This window comes from Litoreibacter ascidiaceicola (assembly GCF_900129235.1).
GTDB lineage: Bacteria > Pseudomonadota > Alphaproteobacteria > Rhodobacterales > Rhodobacteraceae > Litoreibacter > Litoreibacter ascidiaceicola.
This window is the reverse complement of the sequence record NZ_FQUV01000011.1, coordinates 39,935-56,211: the sequence shown is the minus strand read 5'-3', so window position 1 is coordinate 56,211 and position 16,277 is coordinate 39,935. Positions and strand designations below refer to the sequence as shown.

16 protein-coding genes are annotated in these 16,277 nt (G+C 57.6%); 3 read left to right on the top strand and 13 right to left on the bottom strand.

Annotated elements, in window-relative coordinates; all coding sequences use genetic code 11:
- Positions 1 to 77: 77 nt before the first annotated feature.
- The 3 genes from BUB72_RS17310 (at position 78) to BUB72_RS17300 (ending at position 3,301) form a co-directional block, all read left to right on the top strand.
- Positions 78 to 1,181 (top strand): Gfo/Idh/MocA family protein, encoded by a 1,104-nt coding sequence (locus BUB72_RS17310; protein ID WP_073146111.1) that lies wholly within the window; start codon positions 78 to 80, stop codon positions 1,179 to 1,181.
- A gap of 14 nt (positions 1,182 to 1,195) precedes the next feature.
- On the top strand, positions 1,196 to 2,083 hold the full coding sequence (locus tag BUB72_RS17305) for a sugar phosphate isomerase/epimerase family protein (protein WP_073146110.1): 888 nt from the start codon (positions 1,196 to 1,198) through the stop codon (positions 2,081 to 2,083).
- A gap of 63 nt (positions 2,084 to 2,146) precedes the next feature.
- Complete coding sequence (locus tag BUB72_RS17300) at positions 2,147 to 3,301, top strand: Gfo/Idh/MocA family protein (RefSeq protein WP_073146109.1); 1,155 nt, start codon at positions 2,147 to 2,149, stop codon at positions 3,299 to 3,301.
- Positions 3,302 to 3,334: 33 nt separating this feature from the next.
- Here the strand turns inward: BUB72_RS17300 and BUB72_RS17295 are convergent, their stop codons facing one another.
- From BUB72_RS17295 to BUB72_RS17235, 13 genes are all read right to left on the bottom strand, one after another.
- Complete coding sequence (locus tag BUB72_RS17295) at positions 3,335 to 4,339, bottom strand: LacI family DNA-binding transcriptional regulator (protein ID WP_073146108.1); 1,005 nt, start codon at positions 4,337 to 4,339, stop codon at positions 3,335 to 3,337.
- A 21-nt stretch (positions 4,340 to 4,360) separates the two neighbouring features.
- Complete coding sequence (locus BUB72_RS17290) at positions 4,361 to 4,582, bottom strand: hypothetical protein (protein ID WP_217653871.1); 222 nt, start codon at positions 4,580 to 4,582, stop codon at positions 4,361 to 4,363.
- Positions 4,566 to 5,339, bottom strand: coding sequence for an ATP-binding cassette domain-containing protein (locus tag BUB72_RS17285; RefSeq protein WP_073146107.1), 774 nt, complete (start codon positions 5,337 to 5,339; stop codon positions 4,566 to 4,568). The genes BUB72_RS17290 and BUB72_RS17285 overlap by 17 nt, the downstream gene beginning before the upstream one ends.
- Before the next feature lie 15 nt (positions 5,340 to 5,354).
- Positions 5,355 to 6,428 carry an ABC transporter permease gene (locus tag BUB72_RS17280; protein WP_073146106.1) on the bottom strand — a complete coding sequence of 358 codons (1,074 nt, stop codon included), beginning with the start codon at positions 6,426 to 6,428 and terminating at the stop codon, positions 5,355 to 5,357.
- A gap of 95 nt (positions 6,429 to 6,523) precedes the next feature.
- Positions 6,524 to 7,462: a substrate-binding domain-containing protein gene (locus BUB72_RS17275; RefSeq protein WP_073146105.1), complete on the bottom strand. Its 939-nt coding sequence runs from the start codon at positions 7,460 to 7,462 to the stop codon at positions 6,524 to 6,526.
- A gap of 73 nt (positions 7,463 to 7,535) precedes the next feature.
- A complete protein-coding gene (locus BUB72_RS17270; RefSeq protein WP_073146104.1) occupies positions 7,536 to 7,856 on the bottom strand; it encodes a hypothetical protein in 321 nt (106 codons plus the stop codon).
- Between the two features lie 298 nt (positions 7,857 to 8,154).
- Complete coding sequence (locus BUB72_RS17265; RefSeq protein ID WP_073146103.1) at positions 8,155 to 9,102, bottom strand: ABC transporter substrate-binding protein; 948 nt, start codon at positions 9,100 to 9,102, stop codon at positions 8,155 to 8,157.
- A gap of 42 nt (positions 9,103 to 9,144) precedes the next feature.
- The gene (locus tag BUB72_RS17260; RefSeq protein ID WP_073146102.1) at positions 9,145 to 10,140 is read right to left on the bottom strand and encodes an ABC transporter permease; all 996 of its coding nucleotides are present in this window, start codon (positions 10,138 to 10,140) and stop codon (positions 9,145 to 9,147) included.
- Positions 10,140 to 11,648 carry a sugar ABC transporter ATP-binding protein gene (locus BUB72_RS17255; RefSeq protein WP_073146101.1) on the bottom strand — a complete coding sequence of 503 codons (1,509 nt, stop codon included), beginning with the start codon at positions 11,646 to 11,648 and terminating at the stop codon, positions 10,140 to 10,142. The genes BUB72_RS17260 and BUB72_RS17255 overlap by 1 nt, the downstream gene beginning before the upstream one ends.
- The gene (locus BUB72_RS17250; RefSeq protein ID WP_073146100.1) at positions 11,645 to 12,778 is read right to left on the bottom strand and encodes a Gfo/Idh/MocA family protein; all 1,134 of its coding nucleotides are present in this window, start codon (positions 12,776 to 12,778) and stop codon (positions 11,645 to 11,647) included. Before BUB72_RS17250 ends, BUB72_RS17255 begins: the two co-directional genes overlap by 4 nt.
- The gene (locus tag BUB72_RS17245) at positions 12,775 to 13,833 is read right to left on the bottom strand and encodes a sugar phosphate isomerase/epimerase family protein (RefSeq protein ID WP_073146099.1); all 1,059 of its coding nucleotides are present in this window, start codon (positions 13,831 to 13,833) and stop codon (positions 12,775 to 12,777) included. The genes BUB72_RS17250 and BUB72_RS17245 overlap by 4 nt, the downstream gene beginning before the upstream one ends.
- A 16-nt stretch (positions 13,834 to 13,849) precedes the next feature.
- On the bottom strand, positions 13,850 to 15,160 hold the full coding sequence (gene xylA, locus BUB72_RS17240; protein ID WP_073146098.1) for a xylose isomerase: 1,311 nt from the start codon (positions 15,158 to 15,160) through the stop codon (positions 13,850 to 13,852).
- Positions 15,157 to 16,164: a LacI family DNA-binding transcriptional regulator gene (locus tag BUB72_RS17235; RefSeq protein WP_073146097.1), complete on the bottom strand. Its 1,008-nt coding sequence runs from the start codon at positions 16,162 to 16,164 to the stop codon at positions 15,157 to 15,159. The genes xylA and BUB72_RS17235 overlap by 4 nt, the downstream gene beginning before the upstream one ends.
- Between the last annotated feature and the right edge of the window lie 113 nt (positions 16,165 to 16,277).

Genomic DNA, 16,277 nt, shown 5'->3' with positions numbered 1-16,277 from the left:
CTTATTGACCACCTGTGCCAAACAAGGTTACGCATTTTGCAACCGGTTGCAATCGGTTTTTTGAGAAGGACGTTGCAATGACGGAATTGAAGGTCGGGATTGTCGGCGGGGGCTATATGGGCAAGGCGCATGCTGTAGCCTATTCAGCCGTTGGCGGCGTGTTCGATACACCTCTCCGGCCCAAGTTGGAGATGGTTTGCGCAAGGTCCGAGGAGTCAGCTGAGCGGTACCGCAAATCGTTCGGATTCGCCCGCGCAACAACCGACTGGCGGGTGTTGGTTAACGACCCCGACATTGATGCAGTTATTATCGCCTCGCCACAAGAAACCCATCGCGAAATTGCCGAAGCCGCCTTTGCCCTAGGCAAGCCCGTGTTTTGCGAAAAACCGCTGGGCGCCGATCTGTCAGACAGCCGCGCCATGGTCGCCGCCGCAGAGCGCGCAGGTGCGATAAACATGGTCGGCTTCAACTACATCCGCACACCTGCCTCTCAATATGCCCGACAGCTGGTAGCGGACGGGCGCATCGGCGACATCACATGGTTTCGCGGCGAGCACACAGAAGATTTCTATGCCGACCCGAAAGCACCAGCTTCGTGGCGAACAGATGGCGACGCGAATGGTACCATGGGGGATTTGGCCCCGCACATGATCAACGCAGCGCGGGCGATTATCGGGCCAATTGCAGCGCTATGCGCATCGGTTGAAACCGTGCACAAGACGCGTGGCGACGTGCCTGTCACCAACGATGACCAAGCCCAGATGATGGTCCGCTTTGACAGTGGCGCGCAGGGGCACTTGTTCTTTAGCCGTGTCGCGACAGGTCGCAAAATGGGCTACGCCTACGAGATCCATGGAACCAAAGGGGCCATCCGCTTCGATCAGGAAGACCAGAATGCGCTCCACCTCTACACAATGGACGGGCCGGAGGCTGAACGCGGTTTCCGCAAAATCCTGACCGGCCCTGCCCATCCGGATTACCTGCCATTCTGTCAGGGGCCGGGTCATGGCACTGGCTACCAAGACCAAATCATCATCGAGGCGCGTGATTTCCTGCGCGCGATCCACGAAAACCGTCCAATCTGGCCCACCTTTGCCGAAGGTATGGAGGTCAATCGCGTCGTTATGGCTGCGCTTGATTCCAGCCAGAAGCAGGCTTGGGTCACGCTCAAAGACTACTGATAAGGTTCAAGACTATGATCAAAATAGGTAACGCGCCCTGTTCATGGGGCATCGAGTTTGCGTCCGATCCAGCCTACCCATCTTGGCAATCCGTCCTGCAGCAATGTGCCAAGGCCGGGTATAAAGGGATCGAGCTTGGACCCATCGGCTACATGCCGGAAGACCCCGCCATTTTGGCCGATGAGCTGGCCAAGAACGACCTTGGTATCATCGGCGGGGTGGTTTTTCGGCCCTTCCATGATGCGGCGAAGTGGGATGAGGTCATGGACGCCTCCGTTCGGACCTGCAAGGCGCTTGTTGCGCACGGGGCGAAGCATCTGGTGCTGATTGATAGCATCTCCCCGCGTCGCGCACCCACGGCAGGTCGTGCGGACGAGGCTGAACAAATGGAAGATGCGGAATGGGCAGCATTCCGCGATCGGATCGCAGCGATCGCCAGAATGGGAACGGAAGAATACGGGCTCACCGTCGGCATACACGCCCACGCAGGCGGGTTCATGGATTTCGAACCCGAGCTGGAGCGGTTGTTGTCAGAGGTCGACGAAAGCATCCTGAAAATTTGCTTTGACACCGGCCACCACTCCTATGCGGGCTTCGACCCCGTCGCGTTCATGAAGCGCCATGTCGACCGGATCAGCTACATGCACTTCAAAGACATTAATCCCGCGGTAAAGGCTGACGTGGTCGACAAGCGCACCGACTTCTACAAAGCCTGCGGTCAGGGGATTTTCTGCAACCTCGGCCAAGGCGACGTCGACTTCCCGGCTGTGCGGCAAGTGCTGCTCGATGCTGGTTTCGAAGGTTGGTGCACTGTCGAGCAGGATTGCGACCCATCGATGCCCGGCACCCCGTTGGAAGACGCGGAAAGCAACCGCAAATACCTCGAAAGCATCGGGTTCTAGGAAAACGCGACATTTGCCCGAATACAAAACCTGCAAGATAGATTTTAGCGAAAGACATATGCCATGAAGAAACTAAAATGGGGCATGATTGGTGGCGGCGAAGGCAGCCAGATCGGACCGGCACACAGGCTTGGCTCCGGACTTGATAGCCTGTTCGAGTTCACTGCGGGTGCGCTTGACCACCGGCCACAAGAAGGCATCGACTACGGCAAAAGTCTGGGCCTTGGCGATCGTGCCTACGGTGGCTGGCAAGACATGCTGAGTGCCGAGAAAAAGCGTGATGACCGCGTTGATCTAGTGACAGTTGCGACACCAAATTCGACCCACTTCGAAATCACCAAAGCGTTCTTGGAAAACGGCTTTCACGTGCTGTGTGAAAAACCCATGACCATGACGGTGGAGGAAGGCGAAGAGATCGTTAAAATTGCCCGAACAACAGGCAACATCTGCGCGGTCAACTACGGCTACACGGGCTATTCTCTGGTTCGCCACATGAAAGCAATGGTCGCCCGTGGTGACATCGGCAAGGTCCGGCTGGTCAACGCCGAATTCGCCCATGGACACCACGCCGACGCAGCCGATGCCGACAACCCCCGCGTCCGCTGGCGGTATGATCCGGCTCAAGCTGGGGTGTCCGCTCAGTTCGCTGATTGTGGTATCCACGCGATGCACATGGCCAGCTTCGTGACTGGTCAGGAAGTGACCAAACTGGCAGCAGATACCGTTTCATGTATCGACGTTCGCACGCTCGAAGATGACGCGATGGTAAACTTCCGCATGGATGGCGGTGCGGTTGGGCGGCTCTGGACCAGTTCCATCGCCATTGGCCGCCAACACGGCCTCAGCATTCAGGTTTTTGGCGAAACCGGAGGATTGCGCTGGTCGCAAGAGCACCCGAACCAACTCTACTACATGCCTCTTGGTGAACGACTTCAAATCATCGAGCGGGGCGAGGCGAACCTTTCGCCCGAAGCTGACCGAACCACCCGCGTCACCATTGGTCATGCCGAAGGGATGCCGCTGGCCTTCGCCAATATCTATACCGATCTGGCCGAAGCGATCACCGCGCGCAAGGAAGGTCGCGACATGGATCCGGCGGCCAATCTCTATCCGAGGGCTGAAGATGGCCTGCGGTCAATGGCGGCGGTCTATGCCGTTGCAGAGTCGGGTAAGAAAGACGGAATCTGGCTGGACGCACGCCCGCCGATGTTCAGATAAAGCGACCTCAAGCCACAGCCTTAGGATCACAACCTAGGGCTGTGGTAGCGGGCGCAAGGTTCCGCGCTCGACCACGTGACACGCGAACAGTCGCGCTTCGGGGTAGCGCGTGTCATCGTTCAACGACGATTCAATCAGCTCAATCGAAGAAGCGATGATCTGCTTTATCGGGTTATGGATCGTCGTCAGGTTGATATTCTGCCAACCAGCCATTTCCATGTCGTTCAGACCAATGACGCCAATGTCTTCGGGAACTCTTTTTCCGGCACTTTGAATGGAAGACAACGCGCCGATGGACAGCACATCATCACCGCAAAAATACGCTTCGGCAGGGTTGGATTGCAGCAATTGGGTCATCTCTGTGCGCCCAGCATCGAAAGAATAGTTGCTGGCGAAACTCACCGACAGCCCGACATCCGGCGCGGCTGTTATAACCTCCTCAAAACCCTTCAGACGGTCCTGTGTCGAGGTCGCGGTTTTCGGCCCCCCCATAAAGGCCACGCGTTTGTAACCTCGGGCAAGAAGCGTCGTTGCGGCCAACCGGCCCGCTTCGATATTGTCGATCCCGAGCACATTGACCTTGGGGCTTGCCGACTGACGGCCAAAGGAATGGACCACCGGGACGCCCGCATCTTTAAAGGCTTCGGCAAAGCTGGCGGGCAAGGTGGAAGACGCGACTATGACGCCATCGACCGAATAGGCGCGCAGCATACGGATCGAGTTTTCCGGACTGACCTCATCCGTGAGGTTGACCAGCAATGGCCTCAAACCACGGGCTTGCAACCCCTTGGTGAACCCGTCGAATACTTCCAAAAATATAGGGTTGTGAAAATTGTTGGAAACCAGCCCGATCAATTTGGTTCGGCCAGTTGTCAACGATGACGCCAGTGCATTCGGGCTATAGCCCAAAGCGTCAGCAGCCTTTTGAACCTTCGATCGGGTTTTTTCCGATACCGATGCACCCTCGGTAAAGGTGCGGGAAACAGCGGAGCGGGAAACGCCTGCGCGCTCTGCAACGTCTTTGAGCGTGACCGCCAAATTATGCCCCCCAGTCCAGTGTTATGTATCCTTATCCATTGCTGCGACCGCTGACCAGTCAGCGGTCCAGAATTTCCAGGCCGCTATTCCGGCCATACCCCAGAAGATCACACCCCAAAGCGCAGCGCCCGACGAGAATTCGAACACCCCCCATAGCGCAGGAATGGTAACCGCCAGAACCCGCCGCCATACGGGAAGAAAGAACGGAATATCCAGATCGAACAGCTTAAGCCGCACCTTCATACTCCGCGCCCGTTTTTGCCCCTGTGATGTAGGACACCACATCCTCGCCGTTGGTGTCCTCCTTGTTGAGATTGGCGACCATACGCCCCCTACGAAACACGATAATCCGGTCAACCAGATCAAATACCTGCCGCATATTGTGGGAAACAAGGATCAAGCTCTCGCCCTGCTCTTTTAGGGTGCGGATGATGTTCTCCACCTGCGCGGTCTCCTGCACGCCCAAGGCCGCGGTGGGCTCGTCCATGATGGTCAGCTTGCTTGCAAACGTGGCCGTGCGCGCAATGGCCACGCATTGGCGCTGACCGCCCGACATGTTGGCAATGGTGTTTTTGATGTTGGGAATTTTGACGCCTGTCTTTTCAAGACCGGCAATGGTGTCTGCACGCATCGCTTTGTAATCCAGCACACGGAAGGGCCCTAGAAAGTTCCATTTCGTCTTTTCGCGGCCCAGGAACAAGTTGTCAGGCACGTTCAGATCATCGGCCAGCGCAAGGGTTTGAAACACCGTTTCAATGCCAGCTTCGCGGGCGTCCAACGGTCCTGCAAAATTGACCTTCTCGCCATCAAAGACAACCGTGCCACGAGTGCGCTGTTCGACACCTGTGATCTGGCGAACGAATGTGGATTTGCCCGCGCCGTTGTCACCCATGATGGCGACATGTTCCCCACGCTTGAGAACGAAGTTCGCCCCCTCCAGGGCATGGACCCCGCCGTAATGCTTGGTCAGGTCCGAGGTTTCCAGAATAGTATCCGACATCTTTAGACCCCTTCCTTAAGCTTTTGCTGCAGCGCGTTTTTGCTGCCATTGATCAAGTGCAACCGCACCCACGATAATGCACCCAAGCACCATTTCCTGATAGAACGCACCCAAGCGCAGGAAAGTGAAGCCGGACGTGATGACCCCGATGATCAGGGCTCCGATCACTGTGCCGATAATTGACCCGCGCCCGCCAAACAGGGACACGCCGCCAATAACCGCCATGGCAATCGCATCCAGTTCATAGGACAGACCCATGCCCGACTGCGCGGTCAGGTTTTTGGAGGTCAGGATCACCGCAGATAAACCGGCCAGCATGCCCGCAATCGCGTAGACCAAAACCAGATGGCGCGGCACGTTGATCCCGGACATCCTTGCCGCGGCCTCGTTCGAGCCGATGGCGTAAGTGTGCTTGCCATAAATCGTGTAGTTCATGACAAGGTGGAACAGCACGGCCAATGCAAGGAAGATGATCACGGGCATCATGCCGGCACCGATCTTGGCATAGCTCTCGGTGGGAAAGGAAACAGGGTTGCCACTGGACCACCACTGCGCAACGCCGCGCGCAAAGAGCATCATGCCGAGGGTCGCAATAAATGGGGGAATGCGGGAATACGCCACAAGGATACCGTTGATGATCCCTGCCAATATCCCGCATCCAAGCCCCACAAATATGGGCACAATCACAGGCAGATCCAGAAACGCCGGACCAAAGATCGCTTTGGGGTTGGGGTTGCCGTTCACGACCGACACCTGCGCGAAACTCATCGCGATCATCGCGGTCGCACCCAGTACGGAACCGGACGACAGATCAATACCAGCCGTGATGATCACCTGCGTCACGCCAAGGGCGATAATGCCCACAATGGCGACTTGAATGATGATGATCCGCAAACGCTGCTCGTTGAAGATGCTGTCAAAGCGGTCGTTGCTATCGAACAGAAGACTCTGTCCGACGAAGATAGCGCCGAGCACCTCAAAGATTCCGATAATCAGAAAAAGCGCGGCCAGAACATTCAACTCGTTCGGCCATTGGCGCTTGGACTTGTCGAAAGTCAGCCCGCCTGTCCCGTGGCTTGTATCTGACATGGGTCAGCTCCCCTTAAATCTGTTGGTCATGAGGTTTGTCGGCTTTGCAGGGCAATCCGCTGACTGCCCTGCAAATCGTGTCTAATTCCGAACGCTTAGTTCAGAAAGCTGTCGATATTTTCAGGCGTGACCAGCTTGAACGGGATGAAGACTGTTTTGTCGACGTCTTCGCCCTTGATCAGCTTGAGCGCGGTATCAATGGAACCTGCCCCCTGACCTGCAAGGTCCTGAAACACGGTGACGTCCAGATCACCGGCTTGCATCGCAACCAGCGCATCAGAAGTCGCGTCAACGCCACCCACCACGACATCATCCATGGAAATGCCCGCAGCTTTCATAGCCTGAATTGCTCCGATTGCCATTTCGTCATTGTTGCCGAACACAGCATCAAACGGCTCGCCAGAGGAAATCCAGTTGGTCATCAAGTCGGATGCTTTGTCACGGGACCATTCGGCGGTCTGCTTGTCGATCAGCGTGATGAAATTGCACATGTCCATGCCGATGACATCTTCGAAGTCTTTCGAACGCTGAACAGCTGCTTGGTTGGAAAGCTGACCCATCAGCATATATGCTTTGGCACCGCCCGATTTGCCCTGCGCGCGCAGGTCTTGACACATGCGGAACGCGGCCAGCGTGCCGGACTCGATCTCGTTGGAGGCAACAAATGCCTGACCATCTGGCAAGGTGTCCATGTTGACCGGCTGGCGGTTGACATAGACCAGCGGAACACCGGCAGAGGCCGCAGCGGCTGACATCGCTTCGGTCGCATTGGTGTCGACAGCGTTCACGATGATCGCGTCAACGCCAGAGGCGATGAAGTTGTTGATCTGGTCTAGCTGCTTTGCCACGTCGTCTGTGGCATCTTCGATTTGCAAGCTGACACCGTCCAGCGCTTCTTCATGTGCGGTCATGCCGTTGCGCATCACTGTCAGTCCGTTGTCGTCAAAACGTGCAACAGAGACGCCAATTTGCTGCGCCATCGCAGAAGTGCCCATCAGGACAGTCAGGCCGGCGGTAAGTAGTAGTTTCTTCATGATTTCCTCCCAGAAACGTGCCCGGCACACGCGAAAAAAGAACCGGGACCCCTTAGGGGCGATTGGCTCAACGTCACCTCATGCGGCCAGTGCTCGACATTCGGTTTCGATGAAGCGTTTTGACTTCAAAAGCTTTGCTCTTGGGTCGGTGATAGCGTGAAATTCCGGTGCGATAGTCTGCCGCGCACAGTTCAATTTCAGGAACAGTCCCGGTCACTTGCGGGATTGGAACGATGCCCTGCGCTGCATTTTCGGCACAACCTGCATAAAAAAGACCGGTTGCAAGATCGTTGCGCAATTCGTCCCCTAAACAGCCTAAGCCCCCCACCACATCGAAGAAGTCCTCTAACGGCAAATTCGGCGCCGTCATGCGATTTAGCGCAAATTGCAACATAAAGGCGGCGTCCTCCGATGTAGTTTGTCCAATTATTGAATCACCTTAGAGGCGTTTCAACAATTTTGCAACCGGTTGCACTTTTGAGCGACAATCGCTCCAAAACGCTCAGAGGTCCGCAATCTCCCCAACGACTGGATAGAACAGAACTTCATCCCGCCTAGGAATCCCTAGCGGAGTTTATGCTTGTCGATTGAGGGGGATTGGTGCTGACGGCCCCTTGATCGGTCCGCAGCCGCGATAATTTTCGCAAAAATTGCAGCGGGGAACCACCTGGCCCCCCGCTGCGTGTCTCGCCTTAGAACGGGCTGTCTGGGTAGTAGAACTCGGCCGCGTTCTCTTGTGTGATCAAAACCGAGCCGATGACGAAGGTACCGGACACTGGTGCCGTCGACGTCAGACCAACCGCTGTCATTTCAATCGCTGTTGCGATCATCGCAGGCGGATAGGTGACGTTTGCAGGGATCATCACGTCGCCGTCGCGTGTACGCGCAATCATTTCCTTCATGCCAGCGCCGCCCAGAACGAATTTGATGTCGTCGCGGCCTGCAGCTTCGATTGCGGCAAGTACACCAATCGCCATGTCGTCGTCAGAGGCCCAAACGGCGTCGATCTGCTCATGCTTGGACAGGAAGTCCTCCATGACCACAAAGCTGTCATCGCGGTTCCAGTTTCCGTGCTCCATGCCGATAATCTCGATGCCGGAGCCTTCGATTGCGGCTTCAAATCCGGCGACGCGCTCATTGTCGATGCTGGTCGGGATGCCACGGAACGCAACGATCTTGCCGCCATCGGGCATGGCCGAAACCATGTATTCGCCCGACACTTTACCAAAGCCCGAATTGTCTCCCGCAACGTAAAGGTCCTCAATGCCTTCAATGGCCAGACCACGGTCGACAACCGTGACCCAAGCGCCGCTGTCAGCGACGGCTTTGACCGGGCTTGTCAGTGGCTCGGATTCAAAGGGCAGCACGACCAAGGCGTCGATATTGCGGGTCGCCATCATGTCTTCGATGTCGTTGACCTGTTTCGCCGGGTCGGATGCCGTCGCCAGAACGAAATCCAATTGTGGATAGACGGCCTCAAGCCGGTCAACAGCTTGCTGTGCGTGGAAGTTCATGCCGCCGGCCCAGCCGTGGGTCGCTGCCGGAATGGACACGCCGATAACTTTTGTATCCTGCGCAAATGCTGGCAGCGCAAGTGTTGCAGCCAGTGCGAATGCACCAAATGAGTGAGTGAGTTTCATGGTTTTTTCCTCCTATTAACCATTCGTTTTATGCGACGGGTCTTACCCCTCCGCCTTCTTGTCGCGCTGTAAGATCACAGCAAGAATAATGATGACGCCTTGGACCGCACCGTTCAGGTAGGGTGAAACCCCGTCGGTCAGGTTCAATATGTTCCCGATCAGGGACAGGATCAGCACGCCGATCACAGTGCCCCATACGCGGCCAAATCCGCCTTTCAGCATGGTGCCGCCAATGATCACAGCGGCGATGGCCTCCAGCTCCCAAAGTACGCCAGTGCTGGAAGACGCAGAGCCCAGTCGCGGCACATACATGATCGTGGCGATCCCGACCAATACACCCAAGCCGACATAGGTCATCATGCGCACGCGGTTCACGTTCACGGATGAATAGCGCGCCACCTGATCGTTCGACCCGACGGCGGCGGCGTGACGCCCGAACGCACCGCGGCGCATGACAACCTCACCAAGGATCGCCACCAAGGCGAACACAATGATCGGCCAGCTAATACCAAGGATGCCGTCGAAATAAATTGGCCGGATGATCGCCCGCATCCCGAAATCAAGCGACAGGGTGCCGCCATCCGCCAGCCATGTCACAAGACTACGGTAAATGCCCATGGTGCCAAGTGTGACAATAAACGCCTCGATCCGCATGTTTGTGATAAGGAAGCCGTTTATGAAACCGGCGGCGGTCCCCGCAACGATGGCCGTCAGCATTCCGACGAAAACAAGCGGCCACCCAACGCCCATAACGGGCAGCAACCCGTTCATCACAAGGATCATAAGGCCCGCAATAAAAGCCGCCATCGACCCCACCGACAAATCCAGACCGCCTGCGGTGATCACAAAAGTCATGCCGACAGCGATGATCCCGATAAAGGCCGAGCGTGACAGTACATTGGTGATGTTCCCCGCGCTCAGGAAGTTGCCGTTCATTAACGCGCCGATGACCACCAGCACGACCAAAGCCAAAATCGGCCCCATGACTTTCAGGTCCAGTCGCATGGTGGGTTTTGGGTTTGTGTCTGCCGTGGCCATTACGCTGCCTCTTCTTTGTTCACGTCCAGGCCCATAGCGAGCCGCACGATTTTATCTTCAGTCAATTCAGCGCCCGAAACTTCACCCGCAATGCGGCCCATGCGCATGACCAGAACGCGGTCCGCGAGGCCGATGACCTCTTGCATCTCGGAGCTGATAACTATGATGGATTTGCCCTGCCCCGAGAGCGCGTGAATGAATTCGTATATCTGCTGCTTGGTGCCGATATCGATGCCGCGCGTCGGCTCGTCGATGATGACGATATCCGGGTCGGCCAGCATGACCTTGGCGATCAGCAGCTTTTGCTGGTTGCCGCCCGACAGGTTGCCAACGGCCACGTCACGCGAAGGCGCGCGAATGTCGAAATCCTCGATCGCTTTGGTCAAAGCTGCATCTTCGGACTTTTGATCAATCAGGACATTGGTGAAATCAGGCAAACATTGCAGCGTCAGGTTTTCCCTCATGCCCTTGGTCAGCAGCAAGCCACGACTTTTGCGATCCTCGGTCAGATAGCACATGCCCGCTTTCTGCGCCTGTTGCGGCGACTTGAGATGAACAACCTCGCCGTTCAGCCGCACCTCCCCCGTCGTTGAGCGCAGGCCTACCAGCCCTTCCATCGTCTCAGTACGGCCCGATCCGATCAGGCCGGACACCCCCAGAATTTCGCCCTTCTTCAAGGTAAACGAAATATCATGGGCAAACCCCGCGACCGACAACCCTTTGACCTCTAGCGCGATATCGGATCCGATGGGCACAGTACGCTCAGGATACAGCGAGGACACATCGCGCCCGACCATCGCCTCGGCCATCTGGTCCTCGTTGTAGTCGCTCGTCGGGCCTTGGGACACGACATGGCCGTCGCGCAAAATGGTGATCTGGTCGGAAATCCGCTTCACCTCGTCCAGCTTGTGAGAGGTGAACAGGATCGCAACGCCTTCCGCTTTCAACCGCTCAACCTGAACGAACAGCACTTCGGCCTCGCGCTCGGTCAAGACAGCAGTTGGCTCATCCATGATCAACACACGGGCATTACGGGACAGCGCCTTAGCGATCTCGACCATTTGCTTGTCGGCATTGGCGATGTCGCTGACACGCGCTGACGGATCAACCTGACAGTTCAGACGCGCTAGTAACGCGCGCGCCTCAGCCTGCATCGCCGCCTTATCCAAAAGGAAGCCGCGCTTTTTTTCGTGCCCAAGGAAAATGTTCTGCTCAACGCTCAACTGCTCCGCAAGGTTGAATTCCTGATGGATCAGAACCACGCCCTGCGCCTCGGCGTCTTGCGAATTGGCAAAAGACACCGGCGCGTCGTTCAGGGCAACGGCCCCGCTCGTCGGTGCTAGATAACCCGACATGATTTTCATCGTGGTGGATTTACCCGCACCGTTCTCGCCAATCAACGCGTGGACCTCGCCCGCTGCCAGCGTGATATCCACGTCGTGCAGAACTTGGACGGGTCCAAAGCTGCGACAAATTTTGGTCAGGGACAGGGCGAGCGGTTCGGTCATATCTTAACCCACGCCGCATTGCGCGCAGAGGACCACACGCAGGCGTCAATGAACACCACACCGTCGAGGCCATCATGAACCGTCGGCAACAGGTGATCCGGCGCGGCACCGTCACGGGCGGCGACGATCACGTCAGCGGCTTCGTTGTAGATGTTCGCAAACCCCTCAAGGTACCCTTCCGGGTGGCCCGGCGGAATGCGCGAGGTGCTTTGGTTTGCAGCATGCGCCCCTGCCCCGTTGCGGGTCAGCAAGCGTTTTGGCTCGCCGTGAGGCGTGAACCACAGATAGTTCGGGTCTTCCTGCGACCACTCCAAACCGCCCTTGTCGCCGTAAACCCGCAACTTCAGCGCATTCTCGTTGCCGGGAGCCACCTGCGACGACCACAACATACCCTTCGCTCCGCCTTGATAGCGCAGCATCACATGCACGTTGTCGTCCAGCCTGCGACCTTCCACAAAGCTGGTCAGGTCGGCGGCCAGACTGTCCAGTTTCAGCCCCGTCACGAAGCCTGCCAAATTGTAGGCATGCGTCCCGATATCACCGACACACCCGCCAGCGCCGGAGCGCGCGGGGTCGGTGCGCCACTCTGCCTGCTTCAGGCCTTCGCCTTCCAAAGGCTCGGTCAGCCAGTCCTGCGGATACTCCACCTGCACAACGCGGATGTCGCCGATCAGACCCTCCGCAACCATCGCGCGGGCTTGACGCACCATCGGGTAGCCGGTGTAGTTATGCGTCAGAATGAACTGCGCGTTCGACTTTTCCGCCGCCGCCACCAGCTTCTTGGCGTCTGCCAAGGTCGAGGTCAGCGGCTTGTCGCAAATCACATGGATGCCGCGTTTCAGAAACTCGCGCGCGGCAGGATAATGGACGTGGTTGGGCGTCACGATCGCGACAGCCTCAATGCCATTTTTCAACCGTGCTTCACGCTTGGCCATCTCAGTGAAATCACCGTAGCAGCGGTCCGCGTCCAGACCCAAAGCCGCGCCCGACGCCTTGGACTTCTCGGCCGTCGAGGACAACGCGCCGGCCACCAACTCAAACCGCCCATCAATGCGCGACGCGATGCGGTGAACCCCGCCGATAAAGGCGTCATTACCGCCGCCTACCATGCCTAACCGAATGGGTTTCATGATGTGATCCCCATCATCTTGGCGTTCAACGCCGTATCCGCGCCGCCATCCGCAAAGTCATCGAACGCACGTTCCGTCACGCGGACGATGTGGTCGTTGACGAACTGCGCCCCTTCGCGTGCGCCATCCTCTGGGTGCTTGATCGCGCATTCCCATTCGACCACGGCCCAGCCGTCGAAATCGTTGGCGGCCATTTTCGAGAACACCGCCCCGAAATCGACCTGCCCGTCGCCAAGCGACCGGAACCGGCCCGCGCGGTTGACCCACGATTGATATCCGCCATAGACACCCTGCCGCCCCGTCGGGTTGAACTCCGCATCCTTGACGTGGAACATGCGGATGCGGTCTTTGTAGATGTCGATATTGTCGATGTAATCCATGCATTGCAGCACATAATGCGATGGGTCATACAGCATGTTGGCGCGCGCATGGTTGCCTGTGCGCTCCAGAAACATCTCGTAGGTGACACCGTCGTGCAGGTCTTCACCGGGGTGGATTTCGTAGCACACGTCAACGCCGCAATCCTCGGCATGGTCCAAGATCGGCAGCCACCGCTTCGCCAATTCGTCAAAGGCTTGCTCCACCAGACCTGCGGGCCGCTGCGGCCAAGGGTAGACATAAGGCCACGCCAGCGCGCCCGAAAACGTCGCATGCGCACCGATCCCGAGGTTTTTCGACGCGGACAGCGCCTTCTTCACCTGATCCACAGCCCATTCTTGACGCGCCTTCGGATTGCCGCGCACTTCGGGAGCGGCAAAGCCGTCGAAAGCGTCGTCATAGGCCGGATGCACCGCGACCAACTGCCCTTGCAGGTGGGTCGACAATTCGGTGACCTCAACGCCGTTGGCTTTCGCTTGGCCAGCCCAATCCTCGCAATACCCTTTCGAGGCCGCGGCCTTGTCCAAATCAATCATGCGCGCATCCCAGCTGGGAACCTGCACGCCTTTGTAGCCACAATCTGCCGCCCATTTGCTGATGGCATCCCACGAGTTGAACGGCGCGTCGTCGCCTGCGAACTGCGCTAGAAACAGCGCTGGACCTTTGATCGTTTTCATAACTTCCTCCTTGCCGTCACACGTAACGGTTGACGATATTCTCAAGTTTTTCCTGTTGACCCGATGCGGGTTGCGGGTTCAGGCCAGCGGCTTCGGCCTTTGCGGCAATCCCGTCCAGTGTCGCGCCTTCGGCCAGCATCGCTTGCGCGGCGTCACTCTCCCAGCCTGCGTAACGGGCGCGGCGCGGGGCTTCCAACGCATCGTCCGCCAACATGGCGTGGGCCGATTTCAGGCCACGCGCGCAGACATCCATCCCGCCCACATGGGCCGCAATCAGGTCGCTGGCATCCAAGGATTGTCGGCGCAATTTGGCGTCGAAGTTGGTGCCGCCGGTGGTAAACCCGCCCGCCTTCAATACCTCATAGTAAGCCAGCGCCGCCTCGGACGGCGAGTTCGGGAACTGGTCAGTGTCCCATCCCGACTGGTAATCATTGCGGTTCATGTCGATAGAGCCGAAAATCCCCAACGTCCGCGCCATCGCCAGCTCATGCTCGAACGAGTGGCCCGCCAAAATTGCATGGCCTTGCTCGACATTCACCTGCACTTCGTTCTCAAGCCCGAACCGCTTGAGGAACCCGTACACCGTGGCCACGTCGTAGTCGTACTGATGTTTGGTCGGCTCCTGCGGCTTTGGCTCGATCAGGATCGCGCCTTTGAAGCCGATCTTGTGCTTGTACTCGACCACCATGCTCAGGAAACGGCCCATCTGTTCCAGCTCCCGGTCCAGATCGGTGTTCAGCAGCGTCTCGTACCCTTCGCGCCCGCCCCACAGCACGTAGTTTTCGCCATTCAGGCGGTGGGTGACGTCCATGCAGCTTTTCACTGTCGAGGCGCAATAGGCGAACACGTCAGGGTCCGGGTTGGTGGATGCTCCCGACATATACCGCCGGTTCGAGAACATGTTGGCCGTGCCCCACAGCAGCTTCGGCCCGCCATTCGCCATTTTCTCGGCGAAGTAGTCCGCCATTTCGTTCAGGCGGTCGTGGCTTTCTTGCAGGCTGCTGCCCTCTGGCCGGACGTCATGGTCGTGAAAGCAGAAATACGGCACCCCGAGGATGCGGAACATGTCGAACGCGTCGTCGGCCTTTTGCTTGGCCAGCGCCATCGTATCCGCCGGAAACCACGGGCGCTCGAACGTCTGCCCGCCGAACGGATCGCTCCCTTCCCAGACGAAGTTGTGCCAGTAGCAAACCGCAAAGCGCAGATGCTCGGCCATGGTTTTGTCACCCAAAGTCTCGGTCGGATTATAGTGGCGAAACGCCAGCGGATCTGTGCTGTCAGGTCCACCAAAGGTAACGGGTTCGATGTCGGCGAAGTATCTGCTCATTGGATGTTCTCTCGGCTGAATATGTTTAATCGGATTTTTCCTGTGTCTGCTGGCAAGTCGCGCCCCTCGGTCAGGTCGCGCATGATCCGGACAGCAGCCACAACGGCGGCGGAGGTGTCTTGGTCCAGCACCAAATCAATAGTCCCGTCGCGTAAGCCCTGGCGCGATGTCGGGGTCAGTTCGTGAACGATGGTGACGGGTTTGGCATCAGCCTTTTGGACGGCGCGCACCAATCCCTTGTTGCCCGCGCCAATGGCGTAAATGCCAACCAAGGGCCGCGCGGCGGATGCCTCGGACACCAGCCTTTCAACACTTTGTGCGTCGTCATTGCCCTCGACCGCTGGCAAGAGCGTCAGGTGCTGGAAACGCTCCTGCATGACCCGTCGAAACCCCATAAGGCGTTCATTGTGGTCGCGGGACGATAGCGAGCCCGCAATCATCAGAATCTCACCAGAGTCGCCCAGAAAGCGCCCCATGAATTCCGCAGCCGTGCGCCCGGCAGCGACGTTATCAAGCCCCACATAGGCCTCGCGATCGGATTGAGGAAGGTCGGCAACAAGGGTGACGACCCGCACGCCCGACGCGCGCAGGCGGCTCACTTCCTCCTGAATTTCTGGTGCCTCACTTGCCATGATCGCAACGGCGTCACAGTCAAGATTGCGCAAGGCTGCAACCTGTCCGGCCACGTCGAACGCGTGGGTCGGAATGATCTGGATCAGGATTTGCTCTTCAACCAACCTGTCGCGTTCACGCTCTAGTGCGGCCTGTAGCAAAGCAACAAAACCGGTGTCACCAGACGGGACCACGAAACAGAACCGATAAACACGACGACGCGACAGATTTGCAGCGGCCATGTTGCGCACGTAGCCGGTCTGGGCAACGGCAGCTTTGACCTTTGCCTCGGCCTTGGACGACACACCACCGCGATTGTTCAAGACACGATCCACAGTGGCGAGGCTCACCTGAGCCGCCTTCGCAACGTCATGAACTGTCGGTCCACTCATCTTCGACTCCCCCTGTTCATCACGGTAAAATGTGATTTGAGGTACGTCAATCAATTTGTTGAAGTTCTCCCATCAACTCCCCGCCTTTCAGAAGTCGGAGCACTGTTGTCAGT